At 40.8% G+C, this 15,382-nt stretch carries 11 protein-coding genes; 1 reads left to right on the forward strand and 10 read right to left on the reverse strand.

Annotated features, from left to right (window positions below; all coding sequences use genetic code 11):
- Window positions 1-78 precede the first annotated feature (78 nt).
- The 9 genes from ACVW0P_RS19020 to mobC (ACVW0P_RS19060) all read right to left on the reverse strand — a co-directional run bounded on the left by ACVW0P_RS19020 (window position 79) and on the right by mobC (ACVW0P_RS19060) (window position 13,654).
- A complete protein-coding gene (locus tag ACVW0P_RS19020) occupies window positions 79-864 on the reverse strand; it encodes a hypothetical protein (RefSeq protein WP_457133468.1) in 786 nt (261 codons plus the stop codon).
- Between the two features lie 70 nt (window positions 865-934).
- Window positions 935-2,272, reverse strand: coding sequence for a hypothetical protein (locus ACVW0P_RS19025; RefSeq protein WP_457133469.1), 1,338 nt, complete (start codon window positions 2,270-2,272; stop codon window positions 935-937).
- A gap of 423 nt (window positions 2,273-2,695) precedes the next feature.
- A complete protein-coding gene (locus ACVW0P_RS19030) occupies window positions 2,696-5,974 on the reverse strand; it encodes a TonB-dependent receptor domain-containing protein (protein ID WP_457133470.1) in 3,279 nt (1,092 codons plus the stop codon).
- A 138-nt stretch (window positions 5,975-6,112) separates the two neighbouring features.
- On the reverse strand, window positions 6,113-7,141 hold the full coding sequence (locus ACVW0P_RS19035) for a FecR family protein (RefSeq protein ID WP_457133471.1): 1,029 nt from the start codon (window positions 7,139-7,141) through the stop codon (window positions 6,113-6,115).
- 278 nt (window positions 7,142-7,419) lie between these two features.
- Window positions 7,420-8,010, reverse strand: coding sequence for an RNA polymerase sigma-70 factor (locus ACVW0P_RS19040; protein WP_457133472.1), 591 nt, complete (start codon window positions 8,008-8,010; stop codon window positions 7,420-7,422).
- Window positions 8,011-8,086: 76 nt separating this feature from the next.
- Window positions 8,087-9,493, reverse strand: a complete 1,407-nt coding sequence (locus ACVW0P_RS19045) for a S41 family peptidase (protein ID WP_457133473.1) — start codon at window positions 9,491-9,493, stop codon at window positions 8,087-8,089.
- Between the two features lie 342 nt (window positions 9,494-9,835).
- On the reverse strand, window positions 9,836-11,959 hold the full coding sequence (gene mobC, locus ACVW0P_RS19050) for a conjugal transfer protein MobC (protein WP_457133474.1): 2,124 nt from the start codon (window positions 11,957-11,959) through the stop codon (window positions 9,836-9,838).
- A 31-nt stretch (window positions 11,960-11,990) separates the two neighbouring features.
- Window positions 11,991-13,250 carry a relaxase/mobilization nuclease domain-containing protein gene (locus tag ACVW0P_RS19055; RefSeq protein ID WP_457133475.1) on the reverse strand — a complete coding sequence of 420 codons (1,260 nt, stop codon included), beginning with the start codon at window positions 13,248-13,250 and terminating at the stop codon, window positions 11,991-11,993.
- Window positions 13,247-13,654 carry a plasmid mobilization relaxosome protein MobC gene (gene mobC, locus ACVW0P_RS19060; protein ID WP_457133476.1) on the reverse strand — a complete coding sequence of 136 codons (408 nt, stop codon included), beginning with the start codon at window positions 13,652-13,654 and terminating at the stop codon, window positions 13,247-13,249. Before mobC (ACVW0P_RS19060) ends, ACVW0P_RS19055 begins: the two co-directional genes overlap by 4 nt.
- A 541-nt stretch (window positions 13,655-14,195) precedes the next feature.
- Here mobC (ACVW0P_RS19060) and ACVW0P_RS19065 point away from each other — a divergent pair.
- The gene (locus ACVW0P_RS19065) at window positions 14,196-14,882 is read left to right on the forward strand and encodes a hypothetical protein (protein WP_457133477.1); all 687 of its coding nucleotides are present in this window, start codon (window positions 14,196-14,198) and stop codon (window positions 14,880-14,882) included.
- 84 nt (window positions 14,883-14,966) lie between these two features.
- Here the strand turns inward: ACVW0P_RS19065 and ACVW0P_RS19070 are convergent, their stop codons facing one another.
- Window positions 14,967-15,332: a hypothetical protein gene (locus ACVW0P_RS19070; protein WP_457133478.1), complete on the reverse strand. Its 366-nt coding sequence runs from the start codon at window positions 15,330-15,332 to the stop codon at window positions 14,967-14,969.
- Window positions 15,333-15,382 lie beyond the last annotated feature (50 nt).

Consider the following 15,382-nt stretch of genomic DNA (forward strand, 5'->3'; position numbering starts at 1 on the left):
TTAGAATAAGGCAGGCCTTAAGCACTGCCATTTAAATGATATTAGACCTATGGTTTGTTAACACGATCCATGTGTCCTTTATTTAAAAAGACCTGCTATATCGTCCGCTGCGTAACCATCGACGACAAAACCATCATAAATATATGGTGATACAATAAGCAGTTGGCTTGCCCCGGCAGTAAAGCCAATATCTCCGTAATTATTATTAGGATCAGACAATTGGACTTTATCCATTTTGGTATAAGGTAGTTCGTCTGTTCCCGCTTTATATACTTTAAATACGTAATTATGTGATACGAAGTCATCACTGGTGGGTAAGGGAGGAAGCTCAAAAAAGTCACCGAATGAACGTGTCACACTATTTGTTTTCGTTACAGGTATATAGGTAAATTCAAAGGTATTTAAATCTAATATTCTGTGAAATATCTCAACATCGACAGCACCTCCGTAAAAATCCGCAAATGGTGTATTAAAACTTAATCTTAAACCCATGTTTTGCGTGTTAGTAACGGGAGTTATAACTATACTGTCTAATAAAGTTGTACCATCGTAGAATATTCTTCTTTCTTGATTAAATGGGGTTTCCGCTATATCAATGGCGCCGATTACCTTACCATCGGCCTTTTTACGGATCTGCACTTTATCGTTAGCTCTCAAAAGGATTTTTGCCATATCAAAACTGCCCCCTTTCTCAATTATTACCTTACCATTTAAAACAAACTGTAGCGTATCGGAGCTTATGTTAGCGCTTTTAACTCTAAGACTTATTACTTTTTGTCCTTGACCCTGATTAAAAACCTGCTCTTTTTTGCAGGCAAACAAAAACAAACTGAATAACAGATATAAGTATTTTGATTTTTTCATATATTTTGATTGTATTTTAAAAAACCGGGACACAAACGCGTCCCGGTCAAATTGTTGACAGTCGAATAGATTAGAAAGTGAATTTAGTCCAACCTGAAACCCAGTTACCTGAAGTGGTAGTTATGGCACCTTTTGTACCGCTGGCAGCAAGGAAATTAACTGCTCCAGAGTTATAAAATGGTTGTGACATACCCCATTTATCTGCTGCCAATGCAGTTGATGTTAAATTAGTCCCGGTTGCAGTGTAAGCACCTGCGGCTACAGATATTGCTGCAGTAAAACCATGAACGCTGATGTTATTAATGGTTGACGGTGTTGCACTTGCATCAGCATCAAAAACTAAACCCGAAGGATAACCAGTAATCAGTGAATTGTTCAGCGTAATTTCTGAACCTCTTCTTTCGCGGATACCATATTTAAAGCCAGGAGCTGTAATAGCTGGCGATAAGGTAGCTGCAGATGTACCAACGATGCTGAAGTTAGATAACACAGGGTGTGTTTTTGGCAATAAGGTAAACGTAGCATCTTCAGTTGGTGAATTGTTGTCTGATTCCATACCGTTTGAATCACTGTTGCCGCTGCTTGCGCTATGTGTTGAATATGCGTCAGCCACTGCAATAGCATACTGGATAGAACCGGTGTAACCGTTGTCAAAATCAAACTGGTCGTCATCAGATGCAAGTGAAACCAAATATTTAGGGTTTACTTTTCCACCGAAGAACTCAAAACCATCATCCAGGCCATAAGAGGTTTGTACGTGATCGATAGTAGTACCTGAACCTACACCGCCTAGGGTTAAGCCGTTAACCTCAATGTTTGGTGCTAACTGAAAGCCGGCAAATTCTATACGTACATACTTAAATGTACCGCGATTGTCTGCATCACTTGAACCACCATAATGGAATTGAGGTTGGTCGGGCAAACCCTCGATCAATTTATTTGCTACGTTTACTACCGCATTTCCTAAAATGATCACACCACCAAAGTCACCAGGTTTTCCAACGGTTGTTGCATTACCATCCAGTAAGCTTCGGCTAGTGAAAACAATGGGGTTGGTTGAAGTTCCAGTTGCATTGATGCTGCCGTCTTTTGCAATTACCAATACGCCATTTGCTGGACCCCCCACTGTATTTACAGTTGATTTGATGTAGGTACCTGCCTGAATGGTTAAGGTTGCACCGCTTTTTACCGTAACTACTCCGCTAAGTTCGTACACGTTACCAGAAGTCCAGGTTGTACTGGTGGTAATGTCACCGCTAACGGTAACCACGGGAAGAGATGATTGAGAGTAATCAGCAGCTGATGTACTGCGGTTAGTAAATTCATTGTTTGAATTTGCATCTTTTTTGCATGAGGTAAATGAAAGTCCTGTAGCCAGAATCATCATTATTGCTAAATAATTTTTCATGTTTTTGTTTGTTTTTCCGGGAAGCAGTCTGTTTTTTATGTTTCCCATGTTTTTATAATTTGTTCATAACGAATAGTCTAAGAAACGAATGACTCTACATCACATATCTTTCGAGACTAGAAATGCAATTCTTTTCTTTTGTATTCATTTTTTATTACCTTCACAGCCAATTCATGTTAAATTAACTGCCATTCTTTATCAACCCTTGGTTATTAAAGGTTTTTCCTTTTCGGAAGTGGTAGTATATCATATTTCAGGTGTGTTCCTGATCCTGCCGGGTGCCACAATGCATCGGTTTTAAACGAAGGGCTCTGATACGGCCCTTCGTTATTTAATGGCGGATATACAGAAACTTCATTCTTGTCTCCTCTCTGTTTTAATGTTAATTAATTGATGATATTCTACATGCATCATGTATTCGCTTTAAAAATTATAAGTTAGGGAAGTGCTGTAGGTACGGCCGAATTTCTGCCTATACCTGATCTGGTCACCCTCTTCATACTTGTTAGTAAAACCTGGTTTCAAGCGCTTGGCATCACTTTGGTCACCATCGCCCTTATCATCGGGATTAGCTTCATAACTACCCGTATTTACAAAAAAAGTAGATGCGGAATTTAAAAGATTTGCCGCGTTTACCTTGATCTCAAATTTGTTTTGAAAAAATTTATAACTTACCTGCGCATCTATTTGCTCACGTGGTTTTTCGTATTCTATCTGATCAAGTAAAGAACTTACTATATAAGTTTTATAGCCAGATTTATTGTATAAGACGTTAAATCCAAAATGATTTCCAGTGTATTGTAAGCCAACATTAATCAGATAAGGCGACTGGCCATACATGGTTCGCTTTTGCTTAACGTTTACGGTGATATTGCCACCGACTTCTGTATCGGGATTAACAATGCGGTAAGATGCTACTACATTTGATTTTTGCAGCGTGAGATTACTGTAAACTGTTAGGTTTCTCAGAAATTTGTTTTGACTGATAAAGCCAAAATTCTTCCTTGCTTCAAATTCCAATCCATACACCTGAGCCTGGTCTGCATTTTGAAGATAATAGTTAATATTTCCATTTACCAATATGAAGGTAAGTTCTGTTGGCTTATCAAATTTTTTATAAAATGCCCCGGCTGAAATAATCTCTCCGGCACCAGGGAACCATTCGGTTTTAATATCATAACTATTAATTCTGGTGCTTGTTAAACCTTGGTTCCCAAATAGTGCACCTAAGTTGGGGTTATATTTAAAAAACTGGCTATTATCCATAAGTTCGGGTCTTATTACACTGCTTGACACCGCTGCACGGATATTAATTCGGCTGGTTGGGCTGTAAGTAAGGTTGGCTGATGGCAACCACTGCCAGGCTTGATCTGCTGGCAATTTAAACTCTGTGCCAGGAACATTAGAGCCATTCTTAATTTCGGTATATTTATAATATTCCGCCCTGATCCCCCAAACAAGCCGTAATTTTTCCATAAGCCTGCTATCAAGCATCAGGTAACCAGCTTGGGTAATGCTCTTCCCTTCATAAGCATCTAAAAAGTAAGGCGTAATTAAATAATTATAGCCGTTTGCTCCAAAATTGGCGGGATTGATCATTTCACTTATTGGAATGTAATTCAAGCTGTCCGCTAATTGACCGCTGGATACTAACGATGCAATCTGCCAGTCGAATGTCGCTTTTTTAAGTATGCCAAAATATCCCGCCTTTACAGAATTATTAATTTTGGCTACGGAAAGTGGCACGATTGCATCTATGTTCCAGGAATAATTTTTTTCCTGATTATGATAATTATGACGGGAGGTAGGATTAATTTGAGGGTCACCAACCCGCGAGGTATAATAAAAATATTGATAGTCGTTTCCTACCTGTAATGGCCTTTGAGTTGCTATACTTAAGTCCTTTTCCTTGCGGTCAATAGAAGTCCTTGCTGCGTTCCATTCTATTTTAACTTTACCTAACTGATGCTGACCGCCTAACTTGTTTTGTAAAAGATCAGTAAAGGTAGGGTCGTCCACTTCTTGTATACGGTTAGCGAGTAAACCTTTAGTTATATCATCTGTTCCATTATTGCTATCATAACCAATGGTTCTTACCAGGGTATTATCGTACAAGTGAGTGTAGGTATTACGAAAACTAAACCGGTTATTACCTAACTGTAAACCCACATTTAACAAGGCCCCCAAGGTGGTATTAAAATCATATGAGGCACCGGTATTATTAGCATTAAAATTCCAATCACCTCTTCGCTGCTGATCAAACTGATTGATGGATTGTATGTTGCGATAGCTCAAAGCACTCGTAAATCCTAATTTATTTTTTCCGGTAGTATCTAATGAATATAACTGGCCGATGGTAAACTGGTAATTTTGTGAGGGAGCGGCTTTATACTTATACAAGGTAAAATTGTCATTTTTGAACCGTTTGCTTTGGTCATCTACTTTTTTCTGATACTCGGCGTCGGTTAAACCAGTATTTGGTTCTGTAGTTAGGCTGGTATGCTGTAAACCTTCAGGGTAATAGCGCCTGCCGTCATCAAATCCAAAATAATCATATTTACCCCGCTTATGGCTTAAAAAATCCTTTCCGGTGCTTTGGTCATTATAAGAGGTACCGGCGGTAAAACTTAAGAAGTTTTCATTTGGAATATCTTTCGTATTGATCTGGATTAATCCACCTCCAAAACTGGCGTTCATATCCGGCGTAACCGTTTTGCTTACCACTACATTATCTACTAAGTTGGAAGGTATCAGGTCAAAAGAAAAATTACGTGTTTGCGCTTCGGTACTAGGCAAAATCACACCATCCAGCATTGCCGAATTATAACGTTCGCCTATCCCACGAACTATAACGAATTTATTATCAATAGTGCTTACCCCACTAATACGTTTTAAGCTTTCGCCAATATTCCTATCAGGAGTTCTGGCGATTTGCTCGGCACTGATGCCGTTGCTTATCTCTGACGCATTCTTCTGGCGTGCAAGCAATCCCTCTACAGAAGCTTTACGGTAGCTTGCAGTAATTACTACTTCATTCAAAGATGAGTTTGTCGGTTTCATGGAGATGTCCAAAGGCGTATTTTTCCCTTCAGTAACTATGACACCGGTAATACGCTGCGTTTGATAAGACAGGTAGCTGATCTCTAATGTGTAAGTTCCAGGGTTGATATTTAAAATATAGGCCCCGTCTACACTGGCTTGCGTACCAGTTCCATTTTCTATAACCCTAATGGTTGCGCCGGGAAGCGTTTCTCCCTTTTCGTCAAGGATTTTACCCGAGATTCTGCCTGGCTTTAACGGGTCCGGAAGTTTATAAAGCAGTATGGTCTGCTGATCGGCAAACTTAAAGGTTACACGGGTGCCTGCAAGCATTTTTTGTAATACCTGGGCGAGCTCCATATTCTTTACTTCGATTGAAACTTTACTGTTAATATTGAAAATAGATTTATTGTAGTTAATTGAGCAACCTGCCTTTTCCTCAAGCGTTGAAAGAGCCTCCGGAATACTTACCGCGGTTATTTTCAGGCTTATGCCGCGTTCCTTAATCACTTGGCTCAGAGCAACAGCCATTCCGTTAGTACATAATAAGCAGAATAGCACCGTAATGACAAGCAGGGGCCTCCAATTCAAATTTTTAAAATATTCTTTTATATGTGTGTAAAATCCTACTTTCATAGGTTCAAGACGTTTTTTAATTTTCACGAGTTAAAAACTTTTGTTTATGGGCCGTTCTGTTGACGCAGGGCGGCTTTTTAGTTATGTTAATTTATCCTTTCGTTTATGCGGTAAGGGTAGATGTCTATCCTTACTTAAATTGTAAGTATTAAGTATATTATGCTATCATTGGCATCCTTTCCCTCTTATAATAATTAATTTGCTATCCTTACTGATTACGTACTGCATATTGCCTCCGCTCATCACCTTAAGTTGTTCCATTACATCTTTAATGTTTTTATTAGAAAAAGTAGCATTAAACCGGCAATCGGTCATTTCGTTGCCCTTTAGCTCAAAACGGACATTGTAGTATCTTTCGAGACGTTTGAGCATGCGAAGCATGTTTTCATTGCGGAACACAAAATGGTTTTCAATCCAGCTATTTATTTCATCTTTCCGTTCCAGATTCACGACATGTTTACCATTTTCAATGTGGTATACCAGATTCATTCCCGGTGTTAACATCGAAAGGGTCGATATCTTATTCCCTATACGTTCAGATACCTTAACTTTCCCTGTACGAACTGCTACGCTGAATGTCCGGTCTTTCGGGTATGCATAAATGTTAAATGAAGTACCTAATACCTGGGTCTGTATCTTTCCTGTACTAATAATAAATGGGCTGGAGGTATCTCTTTTTACTTCAAAAAAAGCTTCTCCCTCCAAACAGATATTTCTATGGCCTCCTTTGACAAAACGTGACGGCCAAGTCAATCTACTTTCCCCGGCAAGGTAAACTACTGAACTATCCGGCAGGATCATCTTTAACTTTTCACCTTTTCCTGTTATTTTGCTCAAAAGTTCAATCGGCTGTTTGTTTAACGGCTGATGCTTTTGATGGCTGTACCATCCAAAAGCTGCCGAAAGCACAAGTACAACAGACGCGGCATATTTCAATATCTGGTAACGGTTAATTTTATGTTGTTCTTTCTGCTCTAATTTTGACCATACTTGCTTAAGCCCATCTTTGGCTTCTTCCGAGTGATCCTTCAAAGCAGGTTCATTCAGCCAGACTTCCTGGATCTTTTCATGGAACTCCGTATTTTTGTTTCTGTTATCGGCTAAATAGCGGAATAATATTTCTTCCTGTCGGGCATTGGTTTTGCCCTCCAGGTAAAGTTTAAATAATCTTTGTATTTCTTTGTTTTCTTTCACTTCTATTCTTGTAATAATTCTCTTTCAATTGCTTCTATAGGTATATATGTTTGAAATGCCAACGATGGCTATATGTTACTTCCACTTTTTTGAAAATAGTATATAACATATTGGTAATCAGAGAAAAATAATTTAGTATTATTGAGGCTCGATTAGCCGAAGTGTTGATATTAGATAGGTTTCAGAAAACCAGGCAGATAGTTAATAAATAAGAATTGCCCTTACGGGCAACATAGTATTGATCAAATTTAGACGAATAAAAGCGTGACAGACCAGTTTTACCAGAAAAGCATAATTGTTAACGAAAGAATTGTTTCCGGGGAATATACCTTAAAACACTTGCGAAGGATTTTAAGTGATTGCTTTAAGTGATTGTTTACAGTATTTTTAGAGATACCCATCTGCCTGGAGATATACTCGTGCGACCTGCCTTGCTCACGGCTTAAAAGGTAAGCTATCTTGACCTGAGGTGATAGGTTTTCAATCCCATAAGCGGTAATCTGCTGGCATTCTTTAAAGTCTATATAATCTTCTACCGAATTGCACAACGGCTCTTCTTTTTTGTATCGATTATTATAAATGGTTGCTCTGGCTTGTTTCCTTAATGTTTCCAAAAAGCTATTGCGAATCAAGGTAAATAAAAATGCCTCAAAATTTTTAGAAAGATCGATTTTGGATCTGTTTTCCCAAAGGCGGACAAATACGTCTTGCGTGAGTTCCTCCGCTTCTTCCATTGAACGGGTAAAGCGGTGTGCATGATGAAGAACCTTCAGGCGATATCTAAGATAAATTTCATTGAAAGCAGTGCAATTCCCACCTAGGACCTCACTCAAAAGTTGCTCGTTTGTATATTCATCTAATTGTTTCATAGGTTTTATTTAGACAAAGGCAAGATAGCTGTCCAGTTTTAAGTTAATGTTAAGCTTGCAAGATTTTTCATTAGCGTTAATGATGGGTAATAACCATGCTATTTTGAGCGGTTTGTGTACGTGTATCTGTTAATATTCTTCCTGCGGTCAAACCGTTTATTTTAAGCGGATTCGAGTTATTTAGCGATGCAATAGCCTTGCCGGTGATTCTTGCTATGGCGGCTTTAATTAAAGGGTCTGCTGGTTCACCTAATTGCAATAATGGCAATGAAGCCAATTCATTAATAGTTATATCAGGAGTAATACCCGAACTGTAACCACCGTTTCCTAAAGCGTTAAATAGCTTGTACACGATCGGGTGAATTTCCCATTGAACTTTTTTAGGGACACGAGCGTCAAAAATCCTGAAAGATGCTTCATCTTTCCCTCTAGTTTTTTCTCCGATAAGCACTACCTGCATGTAGGGTTTCAGATTGTTGATTATTACTTCGGATGCTGATGCCGTTGCACCCGTACCTAAAATGAAAATCCTGGTTAAACTCAGGTTATTTTGTAACAATGTATTAAAATTAACGGTGCCGTCAAAAGTCGCAGCGCTTCCTATTGATTCTGTCTTTACGCCGCCGTTTCTATTACCTTTATACGTGATGAAAGGCTTATCATAAGTAATGCCGGGAGCTATCATTGCACAAAGGCTGGCCGCCTCAGCCACCTGTCCGCCTGAATTATAGCGCAGGTCAAGAATAAATTCTGTGATACCTGCACTTTTAAAACCCTTAAATACACTACTCAATGAGTTTGCAAGTCCAGGATTGAAGTCTTGAAAATAAAGATAGCCTATTCTTTTACCATCGTTTTCTATCACCTTACTAATTGCCGATTGATCTAATATAATACCTGTATTAATATCAACAGAACGCGTATCGACCCATGTATTATTACTAAGTTCAGCAAGACCAAGCTGGAAGTGAGTACTGCTAAGTATCTCCTGTTGTAAAGCCTGTGCGTTAGCCTCTGTTAACGGTTTACCATTAATCTTATGGATATAATCTCCACGTTTTAATCCTGCTCTAAAAGCAGGCGACTCATCTAATACTAACTTAATAATTCCGATGACCTGTCCTGTGCTTTGTTCTTTAACAGTAATATAATCAAACCCAAAATTTTTGTTGTTTGGAGCGTTGGTTGAAGGGTCATTAGGTATAATGATGTAAGAGAACCGATCGGCTGTATTGCGTACTGTGGTAAAAAAATCTTTTGGACTTTCTTTGATATTAGGATTCGGAGGAAGTGCATCACTCCAGTAGTAATATCTTTTCAGGCTGTCCAGTATCCAAGTGTTGATATTTTCATTAGTTCCGGAGAGATAATCAGGTTTACTGTTATTGTCTTTTTTGCAGGAACTCTGAACAAAAAAAATGAAAAGGATTAGCCATAAGTACATTTGTGAAGTTCCTATTTTAATGTTTACGGCAGGCTGCATATGCGAATGTTTTTACAAAACTAATCTACTATTGTTAACCAATCATTAAATAACCTCATTTATCGCGTGCTTCGGCTTTTGTGGTTTCAGTCATTATTATCTCCAATTTACTTAGTTGCTTTTGCTTATGGTCAACGTCTTGAAGTTGTATTTGTATATGCCCGTATCTGATTTTGTTTTGACCCTGCTTATCATTCATTAAGTTTGTGTTGTTGCTCTCCAGTATCTTGAGTAAGTGGTTCCGCGTTTTGTTTAGCTGAAGCACAAAAGAAACGGCTGCGGCAACTTATCTTCGTTTATTTTACGTTTTGGTAACAGCTCCTCTAAATCAAGATTTAATATTTATCTTGAAATCGGTTTTTCCAGATCACTTTCCGTCCTGGGCTTTGTCTTAATTTGTTTTACCGAATTTGATATATTCTTTCGGGTCGGTTTCTGCAGGCTTTTTAGTTTTTCAACTATTTCTTTGTTTTCTGTATTAGGATTAGAAGCTTTTTTAGGCGAATTCTGTGCTTCCTTTCTGGCTTTTAGAATACTAATTTCCCTTTCGATCAGGTCTGCGATGTCTGCTTTGATCATCTTATAATTCTCTTCAACATCCAATGCGCTCACGTTTGCAGCGGCCGGAATAGGTTGGTAATTATCCTCCTCCAATTTGATGGCCGCATGGTCATTTTGTATTTCGCTGTGAAATATTTTCAGCTCGATCTTTTCGTCCGGGTTATCTGCCAACATGCCAACAAAGGAACCCGAAGACAGGCCAGAAATCTTTGATGCGGGCACCGCGTATTCCAATTGTGTGGATTTACTGACCGAGGTATCCGAACTATTGATGCTGACACTGTTACGTTCCTGCATGATCTTGCCCAGCCGCTCGGAAAGCTGCTTGGCCGTGTCGCCGGTAACCTGTCCGCTAATGATATTGCCGACAATGTTCATGATCACCTCCGCCTGTTCCCGCCCATAATCTTTTTTTAGCTGGCTGTAGTCTTGTATCCCTAAAGTGGTAGATACCTTGTTGGAACGGGCGGTAGCGATCAGGCTGTCGATATTATTAAAATAAATGGTTGGGAACTCATCAAAGATCAGGCTGCTTTTTAATTGGTTCTTCCGGTTCGCCAGTTTGATCACCCTGGAGATGTAAAGCGAAAGTACCGCGCCATAGGTTTGCAGCTTTTGCGGATTATTACCCATGCAGACAATCTTTGGCGATTGGGGATTGTTGATGTCCAGCGTGAAATCATTACCAGATAAGACGTAGTACAGTTGCGGTGAAGACAAGCGGGCCAGGCTGATCTTTGCACTGGCAACCTGTCCCTCCAGCTGATCGGTGGCTTTGTTCTGGTAGGCAGAAATAAACGGATTGATCAGCACTTTAATTTCTTCCTCTTCTTTTAATAAGGGGAACAGCTCTTCATAATCAGCCTGCATCAGTTCGATCACGTGCGGCAGCGTACAATACCTGCCATCACGGTATCTGCGCAGGTACCAGATAATGGCCGTTAAAAAATTGATCGGGCTTTCCACGAAGAACTCGCCCTGCTTTTTGATCCAGTCCCTGTTCAGTCCCAAAAGGATCGTCCTTGACGCTTCTGTCGCATCGGTAATGTCCTCCATGCTCTGCGGGTCAAGCGGGTTACTCCGATGGGTGCGTGACAGGTCATCAAAATTGATCATGTAGAATTGTGGTTTCACCTTGAAGTTATCCTTGTATTTGATCAGCTTGTTGTAGGCAATTTTTGTTAGGTCGTCGAACTTGAAATCATAGATGAACATGGTAAAACCCTTTTTTAAGTGCTGGTCAATCACATGGCGGATGACGAAATAGGACTTACCGGCACCGGGTGTACCGACAACAAGCAGGCCCCTGAACGGGTTGATAAAATTGATCCATGAACTGCGGATCTTCTTTCTCAGGGCATAGCGTGCCGGAAGGTTTACCGAGTATTCATTTTCCAACAGCCGTTCTTCCTGCGGAAAGGTTTCGTTTTCCGTATTGAAAATATCTTTGGTCAGTCCAAGACTGATCAGGCGGGATAACCGTACGCCACCTGTCAGGATAAGCAAGTAGCCTAAAACTGTCAAACCTATATAGCTGATGGTTATGATAACGGGGGATGCTGCCAGATAAAAGCATAGGCTGCTGACAAAATATAACAGCAGTCCTCCGCCCAGGTAAATGGCAATCGTATCCTTTCTGATCTTCTCCTCCTTTTTGCCTTTGGCACCGATCAGGGAAATGAGCAGGAATATGAGTGCTGCAAGCTTAGGTTTGAGCATACCCGTAAAAAGCCCGGTCTTTCCAATATTGAGTACAATGCGGGTAGTGATCTCCGCTGTCAGGTGCCAGGCCTGAAAGGCTGCATAACAGCTGATGTAAAAATGGATACTGAGTATAAACAGGCTGATGAGCCTTGTAAAGTCGATGATCTTTCTTAGTCCCTGGGTGTCTTCTCCGGTCTGCATAGCTGTATTTATTTGATAGTTAATGGAATCATTAGAAGCGCATGCCCTTGCGTTTCTTTCTTTTTCTTCTTGGCATGAGTGGGCTACCGTCCTCCCTGTTCGGATTTTCCATCAGGGATTGCAATAATTTATCGGATTCCCTGTCCAACAGGTTCGGCAGGTCTTTCTGTTCCTTTTCCAGCAGGCTCACCGATGGCCTGTTTTTGGTAAGCAGTGAGGTTTGTTGCGGTTTCACTTTTACCTTATCCGTAGTGGCAAACTGCTCTATCAATGCTTTTGCGCTGTAGGCCTTGCCTAGGTCGCTGCCGTTAAAAACCGTTTTGTTACCGTGGTTGATATAGGTGATGCCATAAGTGCGGCCTTGTTCATTACTGCGGAAAGCCACCTGGATGTTGTAGTTTTTAAGCTCCGCCACAAAGGTTGATTTGCTGATGGCGGTATATTTTCGAAGCGTTTGATCAATGACGTTCTTCAACGGCTCTTTGTAAACCTTGCGCTTTTCAATGTTCCGCTCAAATTTCTTTTCCAGATTCCTTAGCGTTGGTTTGCTGTAAAAGGAGCTGGCCTTGATCGGCACACCCAGGGCTTTCCCTTTGGAATCGATAAGTGAAAACATCAGGCCTTTCTTTTCAAACATGGCGGTATGCTCGGCACCACGCAAGGCAACTACATTAAAGTTTTTGAGCACAGCATTCAGTTCAGCGAGTGAAGTATATTTATAATCCCTCGTTACGGCAGTGACCACATTGCTGATCGCCCGTTTGGTGGGCAGGTGTCCATATCGTGCCTTGGTCAGGTCGGCAGGCTTAATGCCAAGTTCTTGTTTGAACTTTTTGCTTTCCGCTCTGACCAGCTTAAACTCCTGTTCAATCGCCTTACGCGCAGGTTCTGATAATAGCTTTCCGATGTTATGCAGGTCAATACGCTGGCCTGCTGCTGTAACACTTGTCGTGGTAATATGAATATGCTGGTGCGCCGCATCGTCATGGCGGTAGACCAGGAAAGGCTGGTCGCCAAACCCGATCTTCTCCATATAGGCGATGGCAATGTCCTGCAATTTGGCATTGCTTAGATTTTCGCTGGCATCAAAGTTTAGCGAGATGTGCAGGGCATTGGTCTTGACGTTGGGCTTCAGTTCGGTAAGGTGATTAAAGCGTTGAAGCTTTTGCTGGAAATTCATCTGGTCTATTTCTCCTGCAAAGCCGCTGGCCATGATCAGATTGGCTTCGCCCGCGGTCACTTTGTTTTCATTATAGTGCAGCATTCCCCTGATACTTTTTCCGGTGCTCATTTTTGCAACCATTTCTCTGCGAGTTTGGATATGATCTTTAGCAGGCGGTCTACCTTTACATCGACCTTGTTATATAATTCTGCTGCTTTGGTAACGTGGTAAACCCGGCTTGTTCCGGTTCTGTCCTGGTTGAAGCTGCGTGTGATCTGGTTAATATTGACACCAATCGCCTTAAGTTCCTTTCGGATCAGGGCCAGTTCTTCCATGACAGGATTTAAGGAAACGTCGTGGTGGTAAAGGTTGATTTTCTGACCTGATAAGATCTTGCGTGCAACGGCTGCTATAGAAAGATTTTTACTTTCCTTTCTTAGTTTTTCAAGCCGGTTATAAGTGTTTTCAGTAACCCTTATGATGAGGTTGTGGCTAAGCAGATCTTCGGGTTCGTTCACTTTCTTTCGTGTCATAAGCTACACTTTTTGAAAGTTCAGGGTTTGCGAGTTCCGAGCAAATCCCCTGGCCTCAAGGCCAGCAAAGATTCTTTTGCGCATGCAAAAGTACATCTTTGCTTAGACCACGCGGGCTAAAGAAAATCTCCTTCGGGAAGGTGTCCTAAACTTTGGTGAGGTGATGAATAAATGTTAGGGGTTAGGTTTATAAAGTGTTGCCGGAATTAGCGGATCGGCTAACTGGTTTTTCGTTTACTCGGATCGTTTCGAGTGGTAAGAAACTTCTTAAAAGCTGGCGGATTTTTTGCCGTGGCTCCTGGCGGATGCGTTTGATTTTCGGCAACAAAGTGCCGCTGAATTTTCGGCCTTTCAGGTCGGTTATTGTCTTTGGATTTCTCATGACTATCTGAATTGATGGTCAAAGGTGACGAGGTTGGATGGTGGGTGTTCGCAAGAGCGGCGGTAGTTGCGAACGATTTAGATATTCTTGTATAAGCCAAACATTAAACCTAAGCCAGCTGTTATTATCTCAAATTATATTACATAAAATCTGATGGTTATGAAATTCAAAACATATTTAAGTGGCCTGGCTATCGCCTTTATGATCTCATTTTTATTAGATGCTAATGCCGCAGTTGATAAAAAGCCAATAAACTCAGTAAGTTCTAAATCGATGGCACCTGCTGTCGAGCGCTGGTATTTCAGGGCAATAAGCGGTTATCCGGCTGCAATTACCTTTGAGCCGGTTGTACTGTTCAAAAATGGTGATTATTGGGAGGCGGGCGGTGAAACACTGGAAACCATGAATATCGCTACCGATAAAAGTAGGCACCCTAAAGCCTGGGGCACCTGGAAGAAACAAGGCCAGAAGTTTGTACTGACCAACAGTAAAGGGGAGGCAAATGATTATAAACTTGGTGAGGGCAACTGGTTCCCGGCCTATGCCTATACAGGTGCTGTTAAACTGAAGCCAGCCTACGAAAAAGTAAGCGGCGGTGATTATGGTAATGGACTGAATGCGTTATCTATTAAAAAAATCACATTTTTGGATGCTACTCATTTTAACGAGGGATTAAACGCGGGCATGTCGACCGGAAATGCTGCGGCCTGGAAGAAATCGGCAAATGGAGGTACTTCCCGCATATCCGGCCATTCGATTGAATTCACCTATAACAACGGCACGGTCGTTAAAACATCATTTGCACTAGTGCAAAAGGTGGTCCCATCCGGCCAGACAACGCACTGATCTTTATCGGAGGTTATGCTTATACAGATACCGAATAGGGATCAAGGCACTATGCAAATTCTATAGTATCTGCGTCCGATACGTCTAAACCTTTACTGCTTTTTTAGCTTTTGCAGTTGGTGTTGCTACGGGTTTTCTTGTTGCTGTAGTATTTTTAGCAATTTCCGGAGCTGTAGCACTTGGTGTGGCTTTATCCGTTTTTGAGGTTTCGGCTGCCGCTTTTTTCTGCTCACTGGCTGCAATTAAGGCTGCTTCATCAATTACCAGCTCACGGGAAATCTTTTTGGCCAACTGCTTGGCATCCTTCTTAATTGCCTTTTCTATTTTCTTGGAGGCAGGCACTAATTTTTCAGCTACTGCTGTCAGTTCGGTAATTAAATTCAGGCTGATGTTCTTTCTTGCTGCTTTTCTGGCAGTTTTAACCAGTGATTTACGTTTCTGTTTTTTCATAACCAAGTTGTATAAATACAAATATAAGTTAAATAATAGTTTATATAATG

The sequence above is a fragment of the Mucilaginibacter sp. UYNi724 genome (genome assembly GCF_054057495.1).